Source organism: Limnobacter sp., assembly GCF_046297615.1.
GTDB lineage: Bacteria > Pseudomonadota > Gammaproteobacteria > Burkholderiales > Burkholderiaceae_B > Limnobacter.
In genome coordinates this window covers 345459-367258 of sequence record NZ_JBKBHM010000002.1, presented here as the reverse complement: position 1 = coordinate 367258, position 21800 = coordinate 345459, and the positions used below count along the sequence as shown (strand labels likewise).

Annotated in this window: 20 protein-coding genes and 1 tRNA gene; 10 read left to right on the top strand and 11 right to left on the bottom strand. The window is 55.3% G+C overall.

The genetic code is table 11. The annotated features are described in order from the left end of the window. Positions 1-17: 17 nt before the first annotated feature. The 7 genes from ACK4FF_RS05770 (at position 18) to ACK4FF_RS05740 (ending at position 7286) form a co-directional block, all read left to right on the top strand. Positions 18-758, top strand: a complete 741-nt coding sequence (locus ACK4FF_RS05770; RefSeq protein WP_409705763.1) for a hypothetical protein — start codon at positions 18-20, stop codon at positions 756-758. A 1231-nt stretch (positions 759-1989) separates the two neighbouring features. After that, positions 1990-3402: a TolC family protein gene (locus tag ACK4FF_RS05765; protein ID WP_331132281.1), complete on the top strand. Its 1413-nt coding sequence runs from the start codon at positions 1990-1992 to the stop codon at positions 3400-3402. A 17-nt stretch (positions 3403-3419) separates the two neighbouring features. Beyond that, positions 3420-4835: a copper oxidase gene (locus tag ACK4FF_RS05760; RefSeq protein ID WP_331132282.1), complete on the top strand. Its 1416-nt coding sequence runs from the start codon at positions 3420-3422 to the stop codon at positions 4833-4835. Between the two features lie 10 nt (positions 4836-4845). Then, complete coding sequence (locus ACK4FF_RS05755; protein WP_409705759.1) at positions 4846-5370, top strand: plastocyanin/azurin family copper-binding protein; 525 nt, start codon at positions 4846-4848, stop codon at positions 5368-5370. Next, on the top strand, positions 5367-5894 hold the full coding sequence (locus tag ACK4FF_RS05750; protein ID WP_409705756.1) for a DUF411 domain-containing protein: 528 nt from the start codon (positions 5367-5369) through the stop codon (positions 5892-5894). The genes ACK4FF_RS05755 and ACK4FF_RS05750 overlap by 4 nt, the downstream gene beginning before the upstream one ends. 16 nt (positions 5895-5910) lie before the next feature. After that, positions 5911-6276: a copper-binding protein gene (locus tag ACK4FF_RS05745; protein ID WP_256763421.1), complete on the top strand. Its 366-nt coding sequence runs from the start codon at positions 5911-5913 to the stop codon at positions 6274-6276. 770 nt (positions 6277-7046) lie between these two features. Next, entirely contained in the window at positions 7047-7286 is a 240-nt protein-coding gene (locus tag ACK4FF_RS05740) for a sterol desaturase family protein (RefSeq protein ID WP_349256618.1), read from the top strand. Between the two features lie 104 nt (positions 7287-7390). Here ACK4FF_RS05740 and ACK4FF_RS05735 read toward each other — a convergent pair whose 3' ends face one another. The 11 genes from ACK4FF_RS05735 to ACK4FF_RS05685 form a co-directional block, all read right to left on the bottom strand. After that, complete coding sequence (locus tag ACK4FF_RS05735) at positions 7391-7666, bottom strand: oxidative damage protection protein (protein ID WP_409705751.1); 276 nt, start codon at positions 7664-7666, stop codon at positions 7391-7393. A gap of 2 nt (positions 7667-7668) precedes the next feature. After that, complete coding sequence (locus ACK4FF_RS05730; RefSeq protein WP_409705748.1) at positions 7669-8241, bottom strand: dihydrofolate reductase; 573 nt, start codon at positions 8239-8241, stop codon at positions 7669-7671. 2 nt (positions 8242-8243) lie between these two features. Then, positions 8244-9038, bottom strand: a complete 795-nt coding sequence (thyA, locus tag ACK4FF_RS05725) for a thymidylate synthase (RefSeq protein ID WP_409705745.1) — start codon at positions 9036-9038, stop codon at positions 8244-8246. 51 nt (positions 9039-9089) lie between these two features. After that, on the bottom strand, positions 9090-10940 hold the full coding sequence (locus tag ACK4FF_RS05720) for an ABC transporter transmembrane domain-containing protein (RefSeq protein ID WP_409705742.1): 1851 nt from the start codon (positions 10938-10940) through the stop codon (positions 9090-9092). Between the two features lie 10 nt (positions 10941-10950). Further along, on the bottom strand, positions 10951-12069 hold the full coding sequence (locus ACK4FF_RS05715) for a lipocalin-like domain-containing protein (RefSeq protein ID WP_409705739.1): 1119 nt from the start codon (positions 12067-12069) through the stop codon (positions 10951-10953). Then, positions 12066-14567 carry an FtsX-like permease family protein gene (locus tag ACK4FF_RS05710; protein WP_409705736.1) on the bottom strand — a complete coding sequence of 834 codons (2502 nt, stop codon included), beginning with the start codon at positions 14565-14567 and terminating at the stop codon, positions 12066-12068. The genes ACK4FF_RS05715 and ACK4FF_RS05710 overlap by 4 nt, the downstream gene beginning before the upstream one ends. A 51-nt stretch (positions 14568-14618) precedes the next feature. Then, the gene (locus ACK4FF_RS05705; protein WP_409705733.1) at positions 14619-15353 is read right to left on the bottom strand and encodes an ABC transporter ATP-binding protein; all 735 of its coding nucleotides are present in this window, start codon (positions 15351-15353) and stop codon (positions 14619-14621) included. Positions 15354-15383: 30 nt separating this feature from the next. Further along, positions 15384-16169: an enoyl-ACP reductase FabI gene (gene fabI, locus ACK4FF_RS05700; protein ID WP_409705730.1), complete on the bottom strand. Its 786-nt coding sequence runs from the start codon at positions 16167-16169 to the stop codon at positions 15384-15386. A 100-nt stretch (positions 16170-16269) separates the two neighbouring features. After that, on the bottom strand, positions 16270-17400 hold the full coding sequence (locus ACK4FF_RS05695; protein WP_409705727.1) for a glycosyltransferase family 4 protein: 1131 nt from the start codon (positions 17398-17400) through the stop codon (positions 16270-16272). A 2-nt stretch (positions 17401-17402) separates the two neighbouring features. Next, complete coding sequence (locus ACK4FF_RS05690; protein ID WP_409706597.1) at positions 17403-18296, bottom strand: UDP-2,3-diacylglucosamine diphosphatase; 894 nt, start codon at positions 18294-18296, stop codon at positions 17403-17405. Positions 18297-18454: 158 nt separating this feature from the next. After that, complete coding sequence (locus ACK4FF_RS05685) at positions 18455-18724, bottom strand: hypothetical protein (RefSeq protein ID WP_409705724.1); 270 nt, start codon at positions 18722-18724, stop codon at positions 18455-18457. 231 nt (positions 18725-18955) lie between these two features. Between ACK4FF_RS05685 and ACK4FF_RS05680 the strand changes: the two genes are divergently transcribed. The 3 genes from ACK4FF_RS05680 (at position 18956) to infC (ending at position 21629) form a co-directional block, all read left to right on the top strand. Then, positions 18956-19032 (top strand) — tRNA-Val (locus ACK4FF_RS05680). A 140-nt stretch (positions 19033-19172) separates the two neighbouring features. Further along, the gene (thrS, locus tag ACK4FF_RS05675; RefSeq protein WP_409706594.1) at positions 19173-21080 is read left to right on the top strand and encodes a threonine--tRNA ligase; all 1908 of its coding nucleotides are present in this window, start codon (positions 19173-19175) and stop codon (positions 21078-21080) included. Positions 21081-21110: 30 nt separating this feature from the next. Beyond that, on the top strand, positions 21111-21629 hold the full coding sequence (gene infC / locus ACK4FF_RS05670) for a translation initiation factor IF-3 (protein ID WP_409706591.1): 519 nt from the start codon (positions 21111-21113) through the stop codon (positions 21627-21629). The last annotated feature ends 171 nt before the right edge of the window (positions 21630-21800 follow it).

Below are 21800 nucleotides of genomic sequence, written 5' to 3'. Positions count from 1 at the left end.
ATGAGGGGATTGCTAGTTTGACTGGTTTTTCTGCGCCACCTGTTGAAGATTTTTTCGGCAACCAAACCATCGGTATATGGGTCAGCCAAGTGGGGGCAAAACACGTTGGAATGACTTATATAATTAAAAGCAAAAATGGCAAGGCACTCGGGCTAGAAAATGATGCCCTTTGCTCAGAAAATCACAGTAACGAGAACGCATTTGACCTCCATTTTTTAGACGACAATTTTATCAAGAACGAGCCTGTTAATTGGAGCGTCTGTAACAAGCGCCGCCTGGCGGCAGTCGTAGAGTTGGATGAGTTCACCAAAGTCTCTTTTCCGGTTTACTTGCATAATACCGTTGCAAAATCAGATATTCGATACGGGATTGATTGGTTGGGTAACATTGGCTCCATAAATCAAAATGGTTCTTATAACCCTCCTCTGGACAGACCAGGTTTCACCTGTGCCACATACCTGTGTGAAGTATTTCGTAGTTATGGGCTAACAGTCGTCGACGTGAATAGTTGGCCTGTCGACTCCCCAGAAATTAAAAGCTGGGCTAGAAACCTAGTTGCGCGATTTCAAAATAAAAACCGCGAACAAACTATACGAGATATCGAATCAACCAAACCCCTGATAAGACTAGAACCGGCTGAGTTTGCAAGTGCGGCCTCGATGGGGATAGAGGCTTGGCCTGTTCAGAAATTGAATGCCAACGCGCTTGCATTAAGGATTATTCAGGACTTCAACGAGAGGTTTGCGTCAGCGAAGTAGGTTTCTCAGCTTTGGCCAAGTGTTGGCTTTAATATAGTTACAACTGACTATTTGACCTTAAAAATTCAAAGAATTGAGGGCTAGCTCTTGTTTTCCCCACAACACTGGAGAGGACCTTGTCCCCATCAAAGAGTTTGTTCAAACGCTTAGAGTGACTTCAACGGCCTTGAACAAACTATTGTGAGAAGACTCAGGCAGACTCCCGTTCCCGTATCAGCATATAGAGGCACCCCCCCTCCAAGAATCGAGGCGGGTTCCACTTGATTCAAGCCGTAGTCTGCGCTGTAGAGAGATTTTCAGCCCACAAGGACTCTAGCCGCAATCGTCAAGTCGATAGTTTTACACTTACGAAATTAGTCCCCAATCGATAAGTTAAGTTGCTATACTAGAAATATTGTTAGGTTGAGCAATGAGACGAACTTTCTTCCAAATCTTTTGCATGTGCTTAGTTGCCTGCTCTCTGTTGTTACAGGGTGTGGCTAGTGCTGCTATGGCTGGTTGTCATGAGTCGTCTTCTGATTCTTCCGCCCCCATGCACCAGATGCATGAACACGACGATGCGACTGGCGAGCATGCGAATGACCCGCATCTAAAACACTCACATGCGGGTGCCAAAGCGGACAAAGCTCAAAAAGACAAAGCAGGCGACTGCTGCGACTGCCACGCTGCCTGCAAGGCATCTTTCATTCTGCCTTTTTTGGTCAGCCCCTCAGTAAAGATTTCCTCTGTAGTAATAACTACACCCATTCTCGCGAATCAAAGTTCGGACCTCATTCCCCCCTACCGTCCCCCCATTTCTGCCTGAAATCAACTGATTTGCCATTTGATTTTTGAACACCAGAAATGGAGGTGCGTCCATGCGCGCTCAAATTTGCAATGCACTGATAGGCTTTTTGGGTCTACTCAGTGTGAACGGGGCTTTTGCTGAACCCCAGACAGACCTGACATACCAATCGGCCTTCGAACAATTTGATTCCTATCAGGCCACTCAAAGACGTGATTGGCGGACCGCCAACGACCATGTTGGAAAGCTGGGGGGATGGAAATACTACGCCAAAGAGGCGGCCTCTCGGGGGGAGGAAGGCTCTCGCGAGGAGCCTTCAGTGGCCCCTGAAACTTCGCAGGGAGTCAAAAACTCGCGCCCCTCAATGAAACACGACATGTCTCAGATGAAGGGCATGTCCATGGAACATGGGATGGGCGCAGGTGAATCTCCCCAGGGGAGGCAGCAATGAGCTACCTCCGTAAATCGATACTGGCCCTGGCTGTTGCCTCTTTGGCCGGTTGTGCCACAGTGGACATCAACCAATCCATCGACCAAACCAACCTGCGTACCCAGTCCCTAACAGCCGGAAAAGTCTCATTGGCTTTGAATGCCACGCAAAAACAGGTACTTGGCGAGACGACGGATAAGTTACTGGCGCAGCCGCTCACCATGGCAGGCAGTGTTCAACTGATGCTAGCCAATAGCCCGGATTTTCAGGCACTGCTTGCGCAGAACTGGGCCAACCAAGCATTGGCGGCTCAATCCGGACGAATTGCCAATCCTTTACTCACTTTCGAGCGAATTACCACCGGAGACCAATTGGAGATTGGCCGGCTTATCACATTTGGATTGCTGGACATCCTCTCTCTGCCATGGCGACAGCAATCTGCTTCCCTGCGGATTGAGCAAGCACAATTGCAAATGAGTTCCGATGTTATCGGGCAGTCGGTTGCGGTTCAACAAGCGTGGGTGGACGCGGTCGTCGCCAATCAGAAGGAAACCTATGCCAAGAAAGTGTTGAGTGCTGCCCAGGCGGGTGCCCAATTGGCCAAAAGGCTTGCGGAAGTTGGAAACTTTACAACCACCCAAAGAATTCGGCAGCAGATGTTTTACTCGGATGCGGTAGTGACCTATGCCCAAGCCAAGCAAACATCTATTGCAACGCGCGAAAAATTGGGTCGAATTCTGGGGCTGACAACAGAACAGATGGCGAAGCTGAAAATCCCCGACCACTTACCAGCCCTTCCAGACGCTCCGATGGACAGTGCCAAAGTTGCACAAATGGCAACTAACCGCCTGGACATTGAAATGGCCAGACTTGCTTACAATTCAGCGCTAAAAAGGGCTGGATTTGCAACTGTGGGCTCTTTTATTGATGTGGACCTTGGTATCCGTAGGAATTCAGTCTATGACCGAGCTTCTGGAAATTTGTCCAATCCCAGGGGTTATGAACTGGACATTCGACTTCCACTCTTTGACTGGGGAGAACTGAAAAGGGATGCTTTTGGTGCAGACCTGCTCAGTAAGGCAAATCTGCTGGAGGGGACCATCCGCAATGCAGAATCGTCTCTTCGGGAAAGCTATTCGGCCTACAGAACAGCCTACGACATCGCCAAACACTACAGGGATGATGTCATTCCGATGCAGGAAGCCTTGGCCGACGAGGGGGTCTCCCAATACAACGGTATGTTAATCAGCACGTTTGAGCTACTTGCGGAGAGTCGCAATCAAGTCCGCGCAGGTCAAGCTGCCATTGAATCCGTTGGAAATTTTATTAGGGCGCAATTGGCGCTTGAATCCACCCTGATGGGGAAACCACTGAATGCCAATCTGATGATGAGCAGCACCGGTGGCCAGGCCTCAGCCGGTGGGCATTAAGAGATTGGAGAACCATCATGAACTCAAGACGAGACTTTATTAAACTGGCTGGCATCGCCGGAGGTGCTGTTGCCGCCACTTCCGTGAGCAAAGTGGCCATGGCCGCTTTGCCAGAGCCAATTATTCAAACATCGCCGGACACCATGGCTCCACTGTTTCCCAAAACGGGTCGACCATACAACCCAGTGGTGACCTTAAATGGTTGGACCCTTCCCTGGCGCATGAATCAAGGAGTTAAAGAATTTCACCTCGTTGCTGAGCCAGTTGTTCGAGAAATGGCTCCAGGCATGAAGGCGCACCTGTGGGGCTATAACGGGCAAAGTCCAGGTCCCACGATTGAAGTGGTCGAGGGCGACCGAGTACGGATTTTCGTGACCAACAAATTGCCTGAGCAGACCAGTGTTCATTGGCACGGACAACGCCTGCCCAATGGCATGGACGGGGTGGCTGGGCTAAATCAACCTGCAATTCCATCCGGTAAAACTTTTGTTTATGAGTTTGAAGCCAAGCGGCCCGGTACGTTTATGTATCACCCGCATGCAGACGAAATGACACAAATGGCCATGGGCATGATGGGTTTTTGGGTGACACACCCCAAGAATAAAAACCCTTTGATTGAAGAAGCGGACCGAGATTACTGCTTCTTGCTCAACGCCTACGACATTGACCCTGGGGCATACACACCAAAAATTATGACCATGCTCAATTTCAACCTGTGGACATGGAACAGCCGGGTCTTTCCGGGAATTTCACCACTGGTGGCCCGCAAAGGTGACCGGGTACGGATTCGGGTGGGTAACCTGACCATGACCAATCACCCCATCCATATCCATGGGCATGAGTTTGAGGTGACAGGCACTGACGGTGGCCCTACCCCCAAAGGTGGTCGCTGGCCAGAAGTTACGGTGGATGTGGCTGTGGGTCAGATGCGGCAAATGGAGTTCATTGCCGACGCCGTGGGCGACTGGGCTTTTCATTGCCACAAAAGCCATCACACGATGAACGCAATGGGGCATGACTTGCCAACATTGATTGGGGTGGACCACACCGGGATTTCTAAAAAAGTGCACAGCCTGATACCTGATTACATGGCCATGGGGGAACGGGGTATGGCTGATATGACCGAGATGGACATGCCATTGCCTGACAATACCTTGCCCATGATGACCGGGGACGGCCCCTTTGGCTCTGTCGAAATGGGCGGGATGTTCAGCGTCCTGAAAGTTCGAGACAACCAAAAGCCTGGAGACTATACGGACCCGGGCTGGTACCAGCACCCCAAGGGGACTCAGGCGTATGAATACACAGGAGAAGGGTTGCCCCCTGCGCCCTCCAGTGCTCGCTCGGGACCTGCAGCCATGAAGGCTCAAAACATGCCTGCAACCAATATTGAAGTTCAGGTCAAAAAACCCGTTGGACATTCAAATCACTGAGGAAACCACGATGAAAATCCATCAATTCTTACTCAACCTAGGGGCTGTCCTGATGGCTGTAACCACATTCAATGGGGCACTAGCACATGGCAGTAACCCGCATGAGAAGGCGCCCGTCTTTTCGGAGAAGGATTTTGAACAAATGCCCTGGGGAATTGGCGCAATGCCCACCAAGGCCCAGCGTACAGTTCAGGTCACCATGTCGGACAACATGCGTTTTGACCCATCCAGTCTCAACGTCCGACTTGGCGAAACTATCCGCTTTGTGGTCACAAACAAAGGCGTATTGCTACACGAGTTCGTCATTGGAACCATTGAAGCAAACAAAGAGCATGCAGAGCTGATGAAACGCTTTCCGGGCATGCAGCACGAAGCACCTTACATGGCGCATATACCGCCTGGACAAACAGAGGAAATCGTCTGGACATTCAATCGACTGGGTGACTTTCAGTTTGCATGCCTCATTGCCGGACACTATGAAGCTGGCATGGTCGGCAGTATCCGTGTCGCAGATGCGAAAGGGGCTAAAAAATGAGGTCATTTCTTCACCACAGCTTGGTACTAGCCCTTGCTTATGGGGCCATGGGCGGGAATGCTTGGGGTACAGAGGCAACCGCACCAACAACTAACCCCAAAAGAATCATGTCCACACCTGTTAAGGTCGTTGGCTTACAGGTGTACAAATCTCCCACCTGCGGCTGCTGCGAGGACTGGATAAAGCATCTAGAACAATCCAAGTTGTCTGTTCGGTACGACAACGTGTCTGATATGCCAGCGCTGAAAAACAAACTTGGAATTGACTCTAGGTACCGTTCCTGTCACACGGCAGTTAGTGCCGAGGGATATGTCTTCGAAGGACATGTACCCGCGAAGTACATACGCCAATTTCTAAAAGAGAAGCCCCAGGACGCTATCGGGCTAGTTGTCCCCGGTATGCCTGCAGGCTCGCCTGGGATGGAGATTGGTGCTGATTTTTCCCCCTATCAAGTGCTCTTGCTCACTCGGGATGGTCAAAGCCGCGTTTACGCCACCGTCCAAACCTACGAATCACAGTTTTAACTTTTGGAGAAACACCATGAAAAACCTCAATTACTTACTCATCACCATAATTTCAGCGCTCACCCTTGGTCAAGCTCAGGCTCAGGACCCGCACGCAGGCCACTCCCCCTCTACGGAATCGTCGGTGAAAGCCTCTGACGGTTCAGACCGCATTGGCAACCTGTCCGACGCTGACATGACTGAAGGTGTCGTCAAAAAAATTGACCTCAATCAGGGCAAGGTAACACTGAAGCATGGTGAAATCAAAAGCCATCAAATGCCCGGTATGACGATGGTTTTTAAGGTCGGTTCAATGGAGATGCTCAAGGGCCTACAGGCCGGAGACGAAGTCAAGTTCGCATTGGACCCCAGCATGACAGTCACCCGTATCGAGAAAAAGTAAGGGCATGGCCATCTTCCGGTCAAAAATTGGTTTGGCTGATTGAACTTTTCAAAGTCCTTGTGTTCTATACTGAAGTGGGCAGATGGTCTGCCCACTTTTCAAAAGGAAAACTGTAATGAAAACTTTGATGTTGAAAGCAAGCGTTGTATTTACTGGTCTGCTGGCCACCACATATGCCTTCGCAGGCACATGCTGTGAAGCGGGAGCCGCCTGTTGTGCCCTGGGAATGTCCTGCTGCTAAATCAAGCACCATTATCCCTTTTGGCGTAATCGCATGACCCGAGTCCATCGGTTTTTGGCAATGATGTTGCTGTTATGCCTGAGTTTTCAGGTTGCGGCCTCAACATTGGCGGAACTCTGTCGATTCGAATGCGAGCAGGCAAATCAGTCTGAGCTGATAAAAACCAGGTCGGTCAGCCAAGACATTGTTGTATCTAAGCCCGAACAGGGAATTGGAGCCGTCAGATGGACCGCGCAACGGGATGACCTAGCTCTGTCAGGTATGACTTGCGAAGGCTGCATATCTTGTCAAGAATGCATGCCAAGCATTGCACTGATACCCTCATGCCTCGCTCAGCCTTCATCGTTCAAGAATCATCTTGAAATGTTTGTGTTGAAGCGAGTTTCCTCGGGTGAACCCGAACGACCTTTCAAACCGCCGCGTATTTTCTCCCTGCATGCCTAAGCCGAATTAATTGCTTCACTGGTGCCCATCCTATTTCTCTAGCTGTGTTAACAATTTGTGTTGATTACCGGCTAAGGCCGAGAGGGTGCTTAGATGGTTTGTGGTCACACCAGACATGCACCGTGTGCACCAGTCCATTCGTCCGGAGGAAACCAATTCAAACTACGGGTTTAGTTTCCCATGGTGGGACCGACTATTTGGAACTTACATGGCAAAACCGAAAGAAGACGCTCAAACGATGCCAATTGGCATTGAGCTATTCAGGCAAGAGGGCGACTCCAACCTCCCCAAAATGCTGATTCAGCCATTCATTTCGGGGCACTGATACCTGTTTTTTCTAATTCTAGAATCCTTCAAGAACCGCATAAACAAAGCAGGTGAGACCTACTGGTGTTCACCTGCTACATAATGCCGGGCTATTAACTAGCTTTACTGCCCGCTGGGTGGAACGTAGCCTGCAGCTTGGTCAGCCCCTTCACCGAAGAAGTGCTTTTCCAGTTGTTCCAGCAAGTACTTGCGAGCACGCGCATCAGCAAGGCTCAGGCGGTTTTCGTTCACCAGCATGGTCTGGATTTTCACCCATTCTTGCCAAGCCTGTTTGGACACATTCTCGAAAATCCGTTTGCCCAATTCACCGGGCACGGGCTGGAAGTCCAGCCCATCGGCTTCAACGCCCAGTTTGATGCATTTCACAGTGCGGGCCATGTTTACTCCTTGTTGTTCAATGTCGCGTATTGTACAAAATCGAAGCCCCATGGGCGTTCGGCAGTGGCTGGGTTGCTGATTCGGTGTGTTTCGCGGAACTGTTGCCGGTCCCAGACGGGGAAGTGGGCGTCGCCGTCAAAGTCGTGGTTAATCTCAGTGAGGACCAGCTCATCCACCAAGCCGTCGTCCAAGGCTTGTGTGTACACCTGGCTGCCGCCGATCAAAAACACGTGCTCAAAGCCGTCTAGCCAGTCCAGGGCCGCGTGCAATGATGGTGCAAGTGCAATCGCAGTGTCACCCCCCTCAGGCAAGGACGTGGGGTATTGAATCAGCGAACGGGCAGAACCATCCGGTTTGGGGGCAGGTTGCCAGTCGGCTTGCCTGCTGATCACCACATTCAAACGGCCGGGCAACGGCCGGTTGATGGATTCATAGGTGGTTCGCCCCATCAGCACCGGGCATCCCATGGTGGTCTGTTTGAAGAAGGCCAAGTCCTCGGGCAGGTGCCAAGGCAGGCGGTTGTCGATGCCAATCACACCGTTGCGCGCCACGGCGGCAATCAAGGATAACTTCATGGTCACACAGCCACTGGGGCTTTGATGTGGGGGTGGCTTTGGTATCCCACAATTTCGAAGTCGTCGAAGTGGTAGCCGAAAATGGATTCAGGCTTTCGGTGAATCTTCAACTGGGGCAGTGGCAACGGCGTGCGGCTCAATTGAAGTTCAACCTGCTCCATGTGGTTACTGTAAAGGTGGCAGTCACCGCCAGTCCAGACGAAATCGCCGACATCCAGTTCGCACTGCTGGGCCACCATGTGGGTGAGCAGGGCGTAGCTGGCGATGTTGAAGGGCACACCCAGAAATATGTCGGCACTGCGCTGGTACAACTGGCAGGACAGGCGACCGTCTGCCACGTAAAACTGAAACAGCGCGTGGCAAGGGGGCAACTTCATGTTGTTGATTTCAGCCACGTTCCAGGCGCTGACAATGTGGCGTCGGGAATCAGGGTTTCGTTTGAGCTGATCCATCAATTGGCTGATCTGGTCAATGTGGCGGCCATCGGCTGTGGGCCAACTGCGCCATTGCACGCCGTACACGGGCCCGAGGTTGCCTTGGTCATCAGCCCATTCGTCCCAAATACTGACGCCGTTTTCCTTCAGGTACGCGATGTTGCTGTCGCCCTTGAGAAACCACAGCAATTCATGAATGATGGAGCGCAGGTGCAGCTTTTTGGTGGTGACGAGCGGAAACCCGTCCTGCAGGTTGAAACGCATCTGGTGGCCGAACACTGAGCGTGTTCCGGTGCCGGTTCGGTCCATTTTGTCGGTGCCGGTGTCGCGCACATGGCGCATCAGGTCCAGATACTGTTGCATGGCGGCTGCAGCGGGTTCAATAACCTTGAAAGTGTACCATTGGGCAACCCGCTAGCCTTGGGCGTGGGGTGTAGTTGCTGAGTTACTGTTGAGCCAGTTGGTGTCCGCCTGTCCGTCGATGAATTGCAGGCTGGCCAGCTTGGCATACAGCCCCCCCAGCGCCACCAGTTCCCGGTGGGTGCCTGTCTCAACAATTCTTCCTTCATTCATCACCACAATGCGGTCTGCGGCCATCACGGTGGCCAGCCGGTGGGCAATCACCAAGGTGGTTCGGCCTTGCCGGGAGCGGTCGATGGCTTCTTGAACAAGGCGCTCGCTTTCCGCGTCCAGGCTGGCGGTTGCTTCGTCCAACAACAGCAGGCCGGCGTCCCTCAGTACTGCCCGTGCAATCGAAACCCGTTGGCGTTCCCCACCACTCAGGCGTACGCCTTTTTCGCCCACCGAGGTGTTCAAGCCCTCGGGCAAGCGCTGCACGAAGGCCGTGGCCGCAGCGTCGCGCAGGGCGGTTTGTACGGCAAGTTCATCTGCGTTCGGGTTGCCGTAACGCACGTTGTCGCCCAAGGTGCCGGAGAAAATGACGGGCTCCTGGGCCACATAGGCACAATGTCCTCGCCAGTCGTGGATGTCCATGTCACGAAGTGGAACGCCGTCAATCAAAATGGTGCCGCCAGTGGTGTCGTACCAGCGGAGCAACAAATTAAACAGGGTCGATTTACCGGCCCCTGAAGGGCCAACGACCGCAACCGTTTCCCCGCGCTCAATCGTCAGGTCAAAGCCTTTGAGCACTGCTTTGGTAGGCGACGAAGGGTAGGCAAATTCCACATGGTTGAATTGAATTCGGTAGCCGCCTTGCGCGCGGGGGGCTTTCACGCCACCATCGGGCACCACCACATTCAAATTCAATAACTCCACCAACCGCTCTGCGGCACCTGCGGCCCGCTGAAATTCGCCCAGCACCTCAGACAAGGCAGCAAAACCACCGCCAACAAAGGCGGCGTACATCACGAACTGCGCCAGTTCGCCGCCGCTCATGCTGCCTTCGGCCACAGCCCTTGCGCCCATCCACAACACACTGACCAAGCCTGAAAACGCCAACCCGATGGCCACAAACAGCAGGCCAGCGCGGTTTCGGATGCGCCGCTTTGCGGTGGCGTACATGCGGTGCGAGGATTCCTCGAAGCGGTTGGCCTCGCGTTGTTCCTGATTGAAGGCTTGCACTGTGGTGATCTGGTTCAGCACCTCTTGCGCCAAGGCACTGCTGTCGGCGAGTTTGTCTTGGCTGGCGCGGGAATACTTGCGCACTCGCCGGGCCAGAATGACAACCGGGATCATCACCAGAATCACCAAGGCCAGCACAGCGCCCGAAAGCATGGGGCTGGTGGCCACCAACATGACCAAGCCGCCCACTGTGGTCAGGCTGTGGCGCAACGCGAAAGACAGGCTGCTGCCCACCAAGGTTTGAATCAAGGTGGTGTCTGCGGTCAGGCGCGACAGCACTTCACCCACTTTCAGGGTTTCAAAAAACTCAGGGCGCTGTTTGAGAAGGTGTTTATAAACTCGGTCACGCAGGTCGGCTGACACGCGTTCGCCCAGCGAGGTGACCAAGTAAAAGCGGCTGGCCGACGCCAACGCCAACACCACCACCAACAGCAGAATCCAGCCAAAGGCCTGATTCAATCCTTCCGGGTGTTTGCCTTGAAGGAAACCGCTGTCAATGAGCCACCGAAACATCAGTGGCATGCTCAGCGACATGGCTGCACCCGTCAGCAGGGCCAGCAGTGCGGTCGCAGCCCAAGCCCAGTGGGGTGCCAACAGCAACTTCAAGGTGCCGCCCAAGGTACGCACGGCCGAGGCGGGCGCAGGCAAAGCTGAGTTGTTGGGTTGGCTGTTCAGTTCAGTCATGGCGTTGGCATCAAAGTTTCATGGGGCGATCATACCCGGTCATTTCAAGGTAACCGCGCCCCCACGGCTGTGAATGTTCGTCCATCACCCGCACAGCGCCTTCCCAGTACAAGGTGCCTGTGCTGCTTCTTGCGTCCAGTTCCTGATCATTCATCAGCGGTTCCAAGGCCCATTGGCGTGTACCCACCTTCAGCGTTTGCCGAACCGGGTATTGAACACCAGTGCGCGGTGAGGTCCAAAACCCTTGATTCTCGAATTGGATGGGGGCCAATGTGGACACTTGCCCTTCTGCCGATCGCAGTGCAGCGTGCGTCCAGATGGGGGGACGTGTGCTGTCTTTGTGGCGGATGCGGAAGGCCATCATTGATTCACCCTTGTTGCCATGCAGCCCAACCCAGTCCCACCCTTGGGCCTCGGGCGCCAGCACTGTGCTGGACCATTCATGATCCATCCAGAATGTCCCCTTAACCTGATGATTCTGCCCTTTGATGCGCACTTGGCCTTGGGCCTGCATGTGGGGCAGGGTGGCGTAATGGCTGCTTTGCTCGGGCAATGGGCCCTTTCTTGAGTAACCCTCATCGCCTTGCATCCAGAGGCGCTGTGTGGTGTTCATGCTCAGGCGCATGGACAGGTTGTTGTGCTCAATGCTGCAATGCCAAAGCTGACCATCCTTGGTCCTCAAGGCCCAGCCGGGTAGGGCGATGCTCAAAACTTCTTCAGGATTGGCTTGTAACTGGGCGCCACCGCTGCCCGCACGGCGAATGATGTCGGCGTGAATCAACTGACCTTCTTTGGGTGTCGCTAACGCGGCATGGGCAAACAACAACTGTGTGGGAGCAAAGCGGCTGTTGGTGTGTTGCGGCGTGTCGGGCGCTGACCTGAAAAAGGTGATTTGAACACCAAAGGGCCCGGGCAGCGTTGGGCTTTCAAACCAACCCGTGAAATACCACCATTCGGTTCGGAAGTCGGGGTGGGGGCCATGGTCCTGCGGCCATTGAAGGGTTCGTTTTGGCGTGGGCTGTGCAAAGGCACGGTGTTGAGCACTGCCCAAGGCCATGGACGGGTAGAGCGTCCATCCCACAAGCCCCAGGCTGCAGGCGGCCAAAAGGCGGCGTCTCGGAATGTTCATGCCCAGTCCTCCTTCAGGCTGCTCAGCGGGCCACGGCGAATGCGTGATCGCAAGGTCAAGGCCACTGTGGCGGTGCAGAAAAGCACCAAGCTGAGAATCATCACTGTCAGGTCCAGCCACGGCGTGTACCAATCCATGCTCCAGTGAAACGATTGTGGATTGATGACAAACACCAGCACAGCGGCGAACACCAAGCCCATGATCAGCCCCAAGGTTGCAGCCACAAGGGCTGACCAAGCGGCTTCCAGAGTCATCAGGCTCAGCATTTGAGCCTGGCTTGCGCCCAGCGCCGACAGCAAGGCAAATTCCCTTTGACGCTGAAGGGCAAACGCCGAGAACGTGGTGGCTACGCCAAACAGGCCAATCAGTACTGCCGCAATTTCAAGCAAGTAGGTGATGGCAAAGCTTCGGTCAAAGATGTCGAGGCTGGCCTGCCGTATTTCTCCGGGCTGGCCGAAGGTGTATTGCCCTGGGGCCAGTGATTCCGCCATTTCCTTCAGGTCATGTTGCAAGTCGCCCACCGAGGTGCCAGCCCGTGGCCAGAAGGCCCCCTGAGTGTCTCGAAGCGCGGGCAAGCCCCCATCAAGCCAGGCCGATTTGGGAACCACGATGGCGCCGTGTTGCCGGGTGTAGTCACGCCACACGCCCATCACTTCCAGTTGAACCTGTTGCCCTTCATCAAGCCGGATGGTGGGCGTGTCGCCAAGCCTCCAGCCATAGAGGTCTACCATGGGTTCGCTGATCCACACTGGCACGGCTGAGGTGGTGGGTTTGCTGTGCCATGGGCCGGTCAATGGCAAACGCCCCGAGGCTTGCGCCAGGTCCAAGGGGCGAACAATCAAATCCACCGGCGGCCTCAGTGGGTCAAGAATCAGCGCCAGGGTGCCCCAGTACTCGCTGTGGTCCAGGCCTTGTGTTTGGTTGAACAGCGCTTGAGTGGTTTCTTCAATGCCTTGGGTGGCCGGTTCATTGGCCTTCACATACAGCGGCGCTGGCAACACTTGTGTCAGCCATTGGTCCAGCGACACACGAAAGCTGGTGATCATCACATGCATGGCCACCACCAGTGAAAATGCGGCAATCACCCCGGAAAGGCCCACGGCCAACAAACGGGGAGTGCTGGCGACGCGGTGGCGTGCCAGTTGAGTCAAAGAATGAATGGCAACCAGACGCGGAAGCAGAAGCTGTACCGTCAACGCGGTCAGGCATAAGCCGCCGAAAAGCCCTAGTCCAACCGAGAGGTAGCCGCCGATGGGCACATGTCCACTGGCTGGCAGTAAAAGGGCCAAGGCTGCAAGGCCACAGAGCGCCAAGCCAAGGCGCGTCAGGCCCTGTGTGCCGCCTAAACTGTCCTCTTCCGAGCCTGTGCGCAGTTGCTTGGGCAGTGCGGATTTCCGAGCCATTCGAGCGGGCACAAGCCCACCCAGCACGGTGCTGATGACACCGAAACAGCAGTACATCACGCCTTCGTGGACACTGAGTTGAACCTGTGCTGTGCTGGCTTTGAGCATGCCGGCACCCAAGTCGGTCCCAAAGGTGGACAAAATGGCTTGGGCCAGCGCGTAACCCAGACCCACGCCCAGCAGCCCGCCCAACAAACCCATCAGCCCACTTTCGATGAGCAAATGGCCAAGCATTTGTCGCGGTGTTGATCCAATGGCCCCCAACAGTGCCCATTGCCGGTTGCGTTGGGCGACTGACAGCATCTGCGTTGAAAAACTGAGAAAGCCCCCGGTGAGCAAGGCCACCATGGCCAGAATCGACAGGTTGGCCCGGTATGCAGCCGATACTGTGGCCCCTCGGCTTGTTTGCTCAGCGGGGGTTTCCAGTCGGCCCCATTGTTCGATGAGGGCTGAATGTCGACGTTTGAATGCTTCAATGTCGGTGCCGGGTGCCAACTGAATGTCCACACGGCTCAGGCGGCCCTCAAGCCCAATGCGAGACTGCACCGCTGCAATGTCTGACATGGCCAACACTTGCCCGGCACCCGCCGCTGGCAGAGCACCTGCAACCACCCATGTTGTGATTTGCCCGTTGTATGTCAGTTCAAGTTGGCCAGCCCCGAGCTCATGGTTTGAGCCCAAGGCGTCTTGAATGGCCGGGCTGACAAACACGGTGTTGTGACCGATCACCGACAGACCGTCAGCCTGATTGGAATCGGCTTGCCCGACCAGATTGGGCGTGACCGAAGCGGCTGTGAACGCATCCAGCCCCAGCCATTGAACCGGCTGATTCACGCCTGCGATTCGAACCTGCAAGTCAAGCACCGGTGAGGCAGTGCGCACACCCTCCAGCACGGCCACCTTGTCGATGACCGTGTCGGAGAGCCACTGTGCATGGGGTTTGAGTTGCAGGTCGGCTTGCCCGGAGAACTGCCGGACGCCAGCCTCAAACTGGCCCAGCGCAGCATGGTGAATCAATTGAACCGCAAGGCCTAGGCCCACACCCAGTGCGATGGACAACACGGTTACCAGCCAACGAATTGGGTGGTCCTTCACGGCGCCTTGCATCAGCAAGACATGTAACCGAAAACGCGCTCGCATGGGTTGTCAGGTCCGCGCCAATTTAACCGTTTCCAGCCGTTTGTTTGCCAGCCGCAAACAGTGCTGCATGCGCGCAGCAGCAATGCTTGAATGCGTCACCATCACCAATGCCGCATTTTCCTGCTCGCAGGTTTCGACAAGCACGTCCAGCACCTGAGAAGCGTTGTGTTCATCCAGGTTGCCTGTGGGCTCATCGGCCAACACCAATGCCGGGTTCAATGCCAGCGCCCTGGCAATGGCCACCCGTTGTTGCTCGCCACCTGAAAGTTGACGCGGCAAGCGCTCCGCTTTGTCGGCCAGCCCCATGGCTTTGAGCAGGTGTTGACAACGCGCAAAGTCGGGGCGCTGATTGTCCAGCAGATACGGTAAAGACACGTTTTGGAGGGCTGACAGGTGCGGCATCAAATAATAGGCCTGAAACACCAAGCCCAAATGACGCCGCCGGGCCTGGGCCAAAGCGGCTGGTTTCAAGCCGCTGAGCGAGGTCAACCCAGCCGGAAGGCCCCACTGAACATCCCCTTGGTCGGCTGGTTCAAGCCCTGCCAAAACATGCAGCAACGAGGATTTGCCACAGCCCGATTCACCAATGATGGCCACCGATTGGCCTGCGTCAACACGCAGTGCCAACTGGTCAAACAAAAGTAGGTCGCCAGCACTGTGGCGCAGGTCAGATACAACAAGGGGCGCAGGCTTTGATGCCTTCGCCCCCATGGGTTGATTGCCGTGCAATTGGGTGTTCACCGAATACCGCCCTGGTGAATGAAGACCCCTTTATTCTGCCATGCCGGACACCACTGCACTGTAGCCTGCGTCCACGTAAGTGATTTCAGCAGTAATGCCGCGCGCCAAGTCCGACAGCATAAACGCGGCCACATTGCCCACATCGCCAATGGTCACATTGCGACGCAAGGGCGCAGCTTCTTCAACTGCATGCAGAATTTTGCTGAACCCCTTGATGCCGCTGGCTGCCAAGGTTTTGATGGGGCCAGCAGAAATGCCATTGACGCGGATGCCTTTGGGGCCGAGGCTTTCAGCCAGATAACGGACAGACGCTTCCAGCGAAGCTTTGGCCAAACCCATGGTGTTGTAGTTGGGCACCATGCGCACAGCGCCAAGGTAGCTCAAGGTGAGCAAAGCACCTTCGCGGCCTTGCATCATGGGGTAGGCGGCTTTGGCCAGGGCCGGAAAGCTGTAGGCCGAAATGTCGTGGGCGATGCGATAGGCTTCGCGAGACAACCCATCCAGAAAGTCACCTGCAATCGCTTCACGCGGGGCAAAACCAATGGCGTGAACCAAACCATCCAGACCATCCCACTGTTTGGCCAGGTCGGTAAACAGCGCTTCAATCTGAGCGTCTTCAGCCACATCCAGCGGGAAAATCAGGTTTGAGCCAAACTCGGCGGCCATGTCGCGCACGCGCTGCTCAAAACGCTCATTTTGGTAGGTAAAGGCCAATTCCGCGCCCTGAGCGTGGCAGGACTCGGCAATGCCGTAAGCGATGGACCGGTTGGACAGCAAACCGGTGATGAGAATTTTTTTACCTGCAAGGAATCCCACGTGTTTTGCTCCTGAGAGAGTACGGTTCTGTTGTTCTGAATGGCGCCTATTATAGGCAATTCAGGCACAGGCAAACCGCAGGGCCGTCCGGCGTGGGGGTTCAGTGTTCCTGAGCGGCGGTGCGCCCTTGCACCTTCTGCAAGCCTTTTCGTTTCTTGATCGGTGCCAAATGGCCCAGGAATTGGCTGGCGCAGTTGGACCAGCTAAAGCCGCTTGCGTGCTGCCGGGGCACCTCTCGGGGAATGTCCAGCGCGCACAGCGCCGCCATGCGCAGGTTGTCTGAAAGTACACCGGCGCCAGAGTCGCCCACCACGTCGATGGGGCCATGCACCGGGAAGGCAGCCACCGGGCATCCCGACGCCATGGCCTCCAGAAGCACTAGGCCGAAGGTGTCTGTTTTGCTGGGGAACACAAACACATCGGCCCGCTTGTAAATTTCGGCCAGAGCTGAATGCTTTTGCATTCCAAACCAGCGAACCTCGGGAAACTGACGTTCCAGCGCTTTGCGGGCGGGGCCATCACCAGCAATCCATTTTTCCCCTGGCAAGTCCAGCTCCAGAAACGCCTCAAGGTTCTTTTCTACAGCCACGCGGCCTGCATACAAAAACACAGGCCCCTGTTGGGGAAGCCCTTGCAGCGTGCGCAGTACGTTCACCACTTCGGGTTCGTCCTGGGCCAAAGCCTTGGGGTTGTAGCTCAGGTGTCTGTCCGTGTCGCTGGGCATGGGTGAGAAGCGTTGAAGGTCAACACCGCGTTGCCACAACACGCAATTGTTCAGTCCCCGGCTTTTCAGGGTGGCAATGACACTCAATGTGGGCACCATTACGCGCTGGGCAGGCCGGTGAAACCAGTTGAGCACAGCAGCGGTGAAGCGCACTGGAATACCCGAGCGGGCCTGCACATACTCTGGAAACTGGGTGTGGTACGCAGTGGTGAAAGGCAGGCGCCGGGCATGGGCAATCAGCCGCATCGCCAGGCCAATCGGGCCTTCAGTCACGATGTGCACGGCGTCCGGGGCAAAGTCCTTCAGGGTTTTGCTGACCACACCCCATGGCCACAGCGCCAAGCGAATTTCTGGATAGGTGGGGCAGGGCACTGTCTTGAACATGCCCGGGTGAATCACTTTCACCTCATGCCCCAGCGTTTGAAGTTGGTGGCACAACTGCGTCAGGGTTTGAACCACGCCGTTCACTTGTGGGTGCCAAGCATCAGTGGCAATCAGAATACGCATACTCAGCCCTCCAGGCGTGCGGTCGATTCGGCGGCAATCGCCTTGGTGGTTTGGGGTGTAGCGTCCCTGTGCGGCCAGTGCACGATTTCCAGTTGCCCGTGGCGGTGTTCCACCAAGGCAGTCAGGCTTTCGACCCAGTCACCGTCGTTGCAGTACAGCAGGCCGTCCACTTCCTTGATTTCCGCCTTGTGGATGTGGCCGCAGACGACACCATCGAAACCCCGGTGCCGTGCTTCGTGAATCAGGGCATGTTCAAACTCCAGAATGAAGTTCACGGCATTCTTCACCTGCTGCTTCAGGTACTGCGACAGCGACCAATACGGATAACCCAATTTAATGCGAACCTTGTTCAACACCCTGTTCAAGGCCAAGGCCGCGTTATATAGCGTGTCGCCCAAGTAGGCCAGCCACTTGGCGTAGCGCACCACTTGGTCGAATTCATCGCCGTGAACCACCCACAGGCGCTTGCCATCAGCCGTGGTGTGCACGGCATGGTCGAGAATCGGAATGTCACCAAAGGTCAGGCCACAGAACTGCCGAGCGGCCTCGTCGTGGTTGCCCGGTATGAAAATGACCCGAGTGCCCTTGCGCGCCTTGCGCAGCACCTTCTGTACAACATCGTTGTGGGACTGTGGCCAGTACCAGCCTTTGCGCAACTGCCAGCCATCGATGATGTCACCCACCAAGTAAAGGGTGTCGCATTCGTTGTGTCGCAGGAAGTGGAGCAGGGCATCAGCCTGGCAGCCCGGCGTTCCCAGGTGAATGTCGGACAGCCAGATGGTGCGGTAATGGTGCTTGGCGCCTTCGTCATCCCCTGTGGTGGCCGGCGTGTCGGTGGTGTCTGTCATCCCCGTGAAAGGGGCGAAGCCTGTCATCCAAGGTCCTGTTGCGCGCATAAGGTGTTCTTTGTTTTTGTTCATGCACGCATTACACCCCGGCACTTTGACCACTCTGTGACAGACGGATGAATGTTTTTTGACAGCGAGACCAAAAAAAAGACCGCCTCAGCGGTCTTTCTTTCGATCAGGATGCTGCCCCTGGTTCGGCGCGGGCCTCAGGCACGGCCTTCCATGCTTTTGGGCAGCCACCAGGTAAAGCCATACAGCAATGTTTTGGACACCACCTCAGTGGGTTTGACGTTCTGGCCTTTCAATCGCAAGAAGGCAATGGGCAGCTCCAGGGTGTGGGCCACCAACAGCAAGCCTGCCAGAATCAAAAAGACGGGCATGATCAGGCTCAGCAGCAAATAGGCTGGAACTACAATCCAGAAGCCGCCGATGAGCTTGCGCATGGTTTCAAACGATTGGGGGGTGACTTTCATCATGATGGTGTGTCCCTGAATGGTTGTTGACTGACACTCTTGGTTGCCAGTGTGCAGTGTGACAATATTTGTTGTCAGAAACTTTGTCAATTTGCCCGGCCTCATGAAACCGGACAAAACCAACGGGGTATCGCAAGAGGGGCTTTGCTGGCCATCGCAAATTCAACCACCCCTTGAGCATTTAGCCATTTGACAAACGCGGCCTATCCTGTAGAATCACGGGTCTTTCAGCGCAGGCGCGTAGCTCAGTTGGTTAGAGCACCACCTTGACATGGTGGGGGTCGTTGGTTCGAGTCCAATCGCGCCTACCACGCAACCCGGATTACCCGGCAGCGTGGTTGAATTGCTGAAGCTGAACAAGCGTGAAGAGTGCGGCGACCTGACACGCCGCACTTTTTTTTTGTCCATTGAACCGGGCCACTGTGCCGCCGTTGATTTCAAGGGAAAAGCTATGCCTGTTATCCGCCTGCCCGACGGATCTGAACGCGTCTTCGATCAGCCTGTGACTGTGGCCCAAGTGGCCGCCAGCATCGGCCCTGGCTTGGCCAAAGCGGCCCTGGCGGGTACGGTCAATGGCAAGCAGGTAGACACCTCCCACACCATCAGCGAAGACGCCAGCCTGGCCATCATCACCGAAAAAGATGTGGATGGTCTGGACCTGATCCGCCACTCCACAGCCCACTTGCTGGCCTACGCAGTAAAAACCCTGTTCCCTTCAGCCCAGGTGACCATTGGCCCCGTGATTGAAGACGGTTTTTACTACGACTTCGCATTTGAACGCCCCTTCACGCCAGAAGACCTGGAAGCCATCGAAAACAAGATGCGTGATTTGGCCAAGCTGGATGAAGTGGTCACCCGGGAAGAGTGGGACCGCGACGACGCTGTTCAGTTTTTCCGTGCTCAAGGCGAAGCTTACAAAGCGGAAATCATTGCCAGTATTCCCACCAATGAAAAAATTTCCCTGTACCGGGAAGGCCAGTTCATTGATCTGTGCCGTGGCCCACACGTGCCCAGCACTGGGAAGTTGAAGCATTTCAAGCTGATGAAGGTGGCCGGGGCTTACTGGCGCGGCGACTCCAACAATGAAATGCTGCAGCGGATTTACGGCACCGCTTGGGCCAAAAAAGAAGACCTGGCCGACTACCTGCACCGCCTGGAAGAAGCTGAAAAGCGCGACCACCGAAAGCTGGGCAAGCAATTGGACTTGTTCCACATGCAGGACGAAGCGCCTGGCCTCGTGTTTTGGCACCCCAAAGGCTGGACCATTTGGCAGCAAGTGGAGCAGTACATGCGCCGCGTGTACATCGACGGTGGTTATCAGGAAATTCGTTGTCCACAGATTCTGGACCGTCGCCTGTGGGAGAAATCCGGCCACTGGGAGAACTACAAAGACAACATGTTCACCACCGAGTCGGAAAAGCGCGACTACGCCCTTAAGCCGATGAACTGCCCGGGCCACATCGAGGTATTCAAGAGCGATTTGCGCTCTTACCGCGACTTGCCCCTGCGTTATGGTGAATTTGGTGCCTGCCACCGCAACGAAAGCTCAGGTGCTTTGCATGGCATCATGCGTGTACGCGGTTTCACTCAGGATGACGGCCACATCTTCTGCACCGAAGACCAAGTGCAAGAAGAAGTGACCCGCTTCAACCAGGTCGCCATGAAGGTGTATGCCGACTTCGGGTTTGCCGACATCGCGGTCAAGCTCGCCCTGCGCCCCGCAGCGCGCCTGGGCACTGACGACGTGTGGGACAAGGCTGAAAATGCCCTGCGCGAAGCGCTTCGTGCCTGCGGCGTGGAATGGACCGAATTGCCGGGTGAAGGGGCATTTTATGGCCCTAAAATTGAATACCACATGAAAGACAGCATTGGCCGGTCCTGGCAGTGCGGCACCATTCAGGTGGATTTCATGCTGCCCGGCCGCTTGGGCGCCGAGTACGTGACCGAAGACAATGGCCGCAAGGCCCCCGTCATGCTGCACCGGGCCATCGTCGGTTCCATGGAGCGTTTCATTGGTATTCTGATCGAAAACCACGCGGGTGCCATGCCGGTTTGGCTGTCACCGGTTCAGGTGGTGGTGGCCACCATCACCGATGCACACAATGAATACGCCAGAACTGTGGCGGAAACGCTGAAAAAACAAGGCATTCGCGTAGAGGCGGATTTGCGAAACGAAAAGATCAATCGTAAAATCCGGGAGCACACGCTTCAGAAGGTGCCCTTTATCGCCGTGATTGGCGATCAAGAGCGCGATTCCAACGCGGTGGCCGTGCGTTTGCGCGGCAATGAAAACCTGGGCACCTTGCCTGTCGATGAGTTCGCCAAACGCGTACTGGCTGACATTGAAGCAAGGGCCTGATTCGTCAACTCAGAGTAAAAGAGGCACAACATCGTCGCTGAAAAGAAACACCGCATCAACGGGGAAATCCGTATCCCCGAGGTGCGTCTCATCGGAATAGAAGGTGAGCAACTGGGCATCGTTCGCACATTGGAAGCCATCCGCATGGCCGAAGAGAATGATGTAGATCTGGTCGAAATTGCACCGCAGGCAGCGCCCCCGGTGGCCAAGCTCATGGATTACGGCAAGTTCCGTTACCAAGAGCAGAAGAAGGCCCAGGAAGCCAAGTCCAAGCAAAAGCAGGTGCAGATCAAGGAAATCAAGTTCCGTCCCGGTACCGACGATGGCGACTACCAGGTGAAACTGCGGGCCCTGACCCGCTTCCTGGAAGAAGGCGACAAGTGCAAGGTGACCCTGCGTTTCCGTGGGCGTGAAATGGCGCACCAGGAAATCGGCGCCCGTCTGCTGGAGCGTGTGCGGCAAGACCTGGATGAGTTGGGTCAAGTCGAGCAAATGCCCAAGCTTGAAGGGCGGCAAATGGTCATGATGATCGCGCCCAAGAAAAAGTAAGCCAATTCAAGGCTGTTTGCACAAATCGGCAAGTTTGCGTTATAATCGCGGGCTTGCCGATTTCATTTGGCAAGGCTGATTTGTGGCAACCCACTAACCAGCACATTTTGCGAATCAGGTCTTACAAGTATTCCATTTGACCGGAATCACCTGCACGCAGCATTCAGGAGC

What these genes read in the sequence shown, in the direction of transcription:
- ACK4FF_RS05765 (WP_331132281.1), top strand. Translation starts at nt 1,990, where the DNA reads ATGAGCTACCTCCGTAAATCGATACTGGCCCTGGCTGTTGCCTCTTTG.
- ACK4FF_RS05760 (WP_331132282.1), top strand. Translation starts at nt 3,420, where the DNA reads ATGAACTCAAGACGAGACTTTATTAAACTGGCTGGCATCGCCGGAGGT.
- thrS (WP_409706594.1), top strand. Translation starts at nt 19,173, where the DNA reads ATGCCTGTTATCCGCCTGCCCGACGGATCTGAACGCGTCTTCGATCAG.
- ACK4FF_RS05685 (WP_409705724.1), bottom strand. Translation starts at nt 18,724, where the DNA reads ATGATGAAAGTCACCCCCCAATCGTTTGAAACCATGCGCAAGCTCATC.
- thyA (WP_409705745.1), bottom strand. Translation starts at nt 9,038, where the DNA reads ATGCAACAGTATCTGGACCTGATGCGCCATGTGCGCGACACCGGCACC.
- ACK4FF_RS05690 (WP_409706597.1), bottom strand. Translation starts at nt 18,296, where the DNA reads ATGCGCGCAACAGGACCTTGGATGACAGGCTTCGCCCCTTTCACGGGG.
- ACK4FF_RS05745 (WP_256763421.1), top strand. Translation starts at nt 5,911, where the DNA reads ATGAAAAACCTCAATTACTTACTCATCACCATAATTTCAGCGCTCACC.
- ACK4FF_RS05735 (WP_409705751.1), bottom strand. Translation starts at nt 7,666, where the DNA reads ATGGCCCGCACTGTGAAATGCATCAAACTGGGCGTTGAAGCCGATGGG.
- ACK4FF_RS05755 (WP_409705759.1), top strand. Translation starts at nt 4,846, where the DNA reads ATGAAAATCCATCAATTCTTACTCAACCTAGGGGCTGTCCTGATGGCT.
- ACK4FF_RS05715 (WP_409705739.1), bottom strand. Translation starts at nt 12,069, where the DNA reads ATGAACATTCCGAGACGCCGCCTTTTGGCCGCCTGCAGCCTGGGGCTT.
- ACK4FF_RS05730 (WP_409705748.1), bottom strand. Translation starts at nt 8,241, where the DNA reads ATGAAGTTATCCTTGATTGCCGCCGTGGCGCGCAACGGTGTGATTGGC.
- ACK4FF_RS05695 (WP_409705727.1), bottom strand. Translation starts at nt 17,400, where the DNA reads ATGCGTATTCTGATTGCCACTGATGCTTGGCACCCACAAGTGAACGGC.
- ACK4FF_RS05750 (WP_409705756.1), top strand. Translation starts at nt 5,367, where the DNA reads ATGAGGTCATTTCTTCACCACAGCTTGGTACTAGCCCTTGCTTATGGG.
- ACK4FF_RS05720 (WP_409705742.1), bottom strand. Translation starts at nt 10,940, where the DNA reads ATGACTGAACTGAACAGCCAACCCAACAACTCAGCTTTGCCTGCGCCC.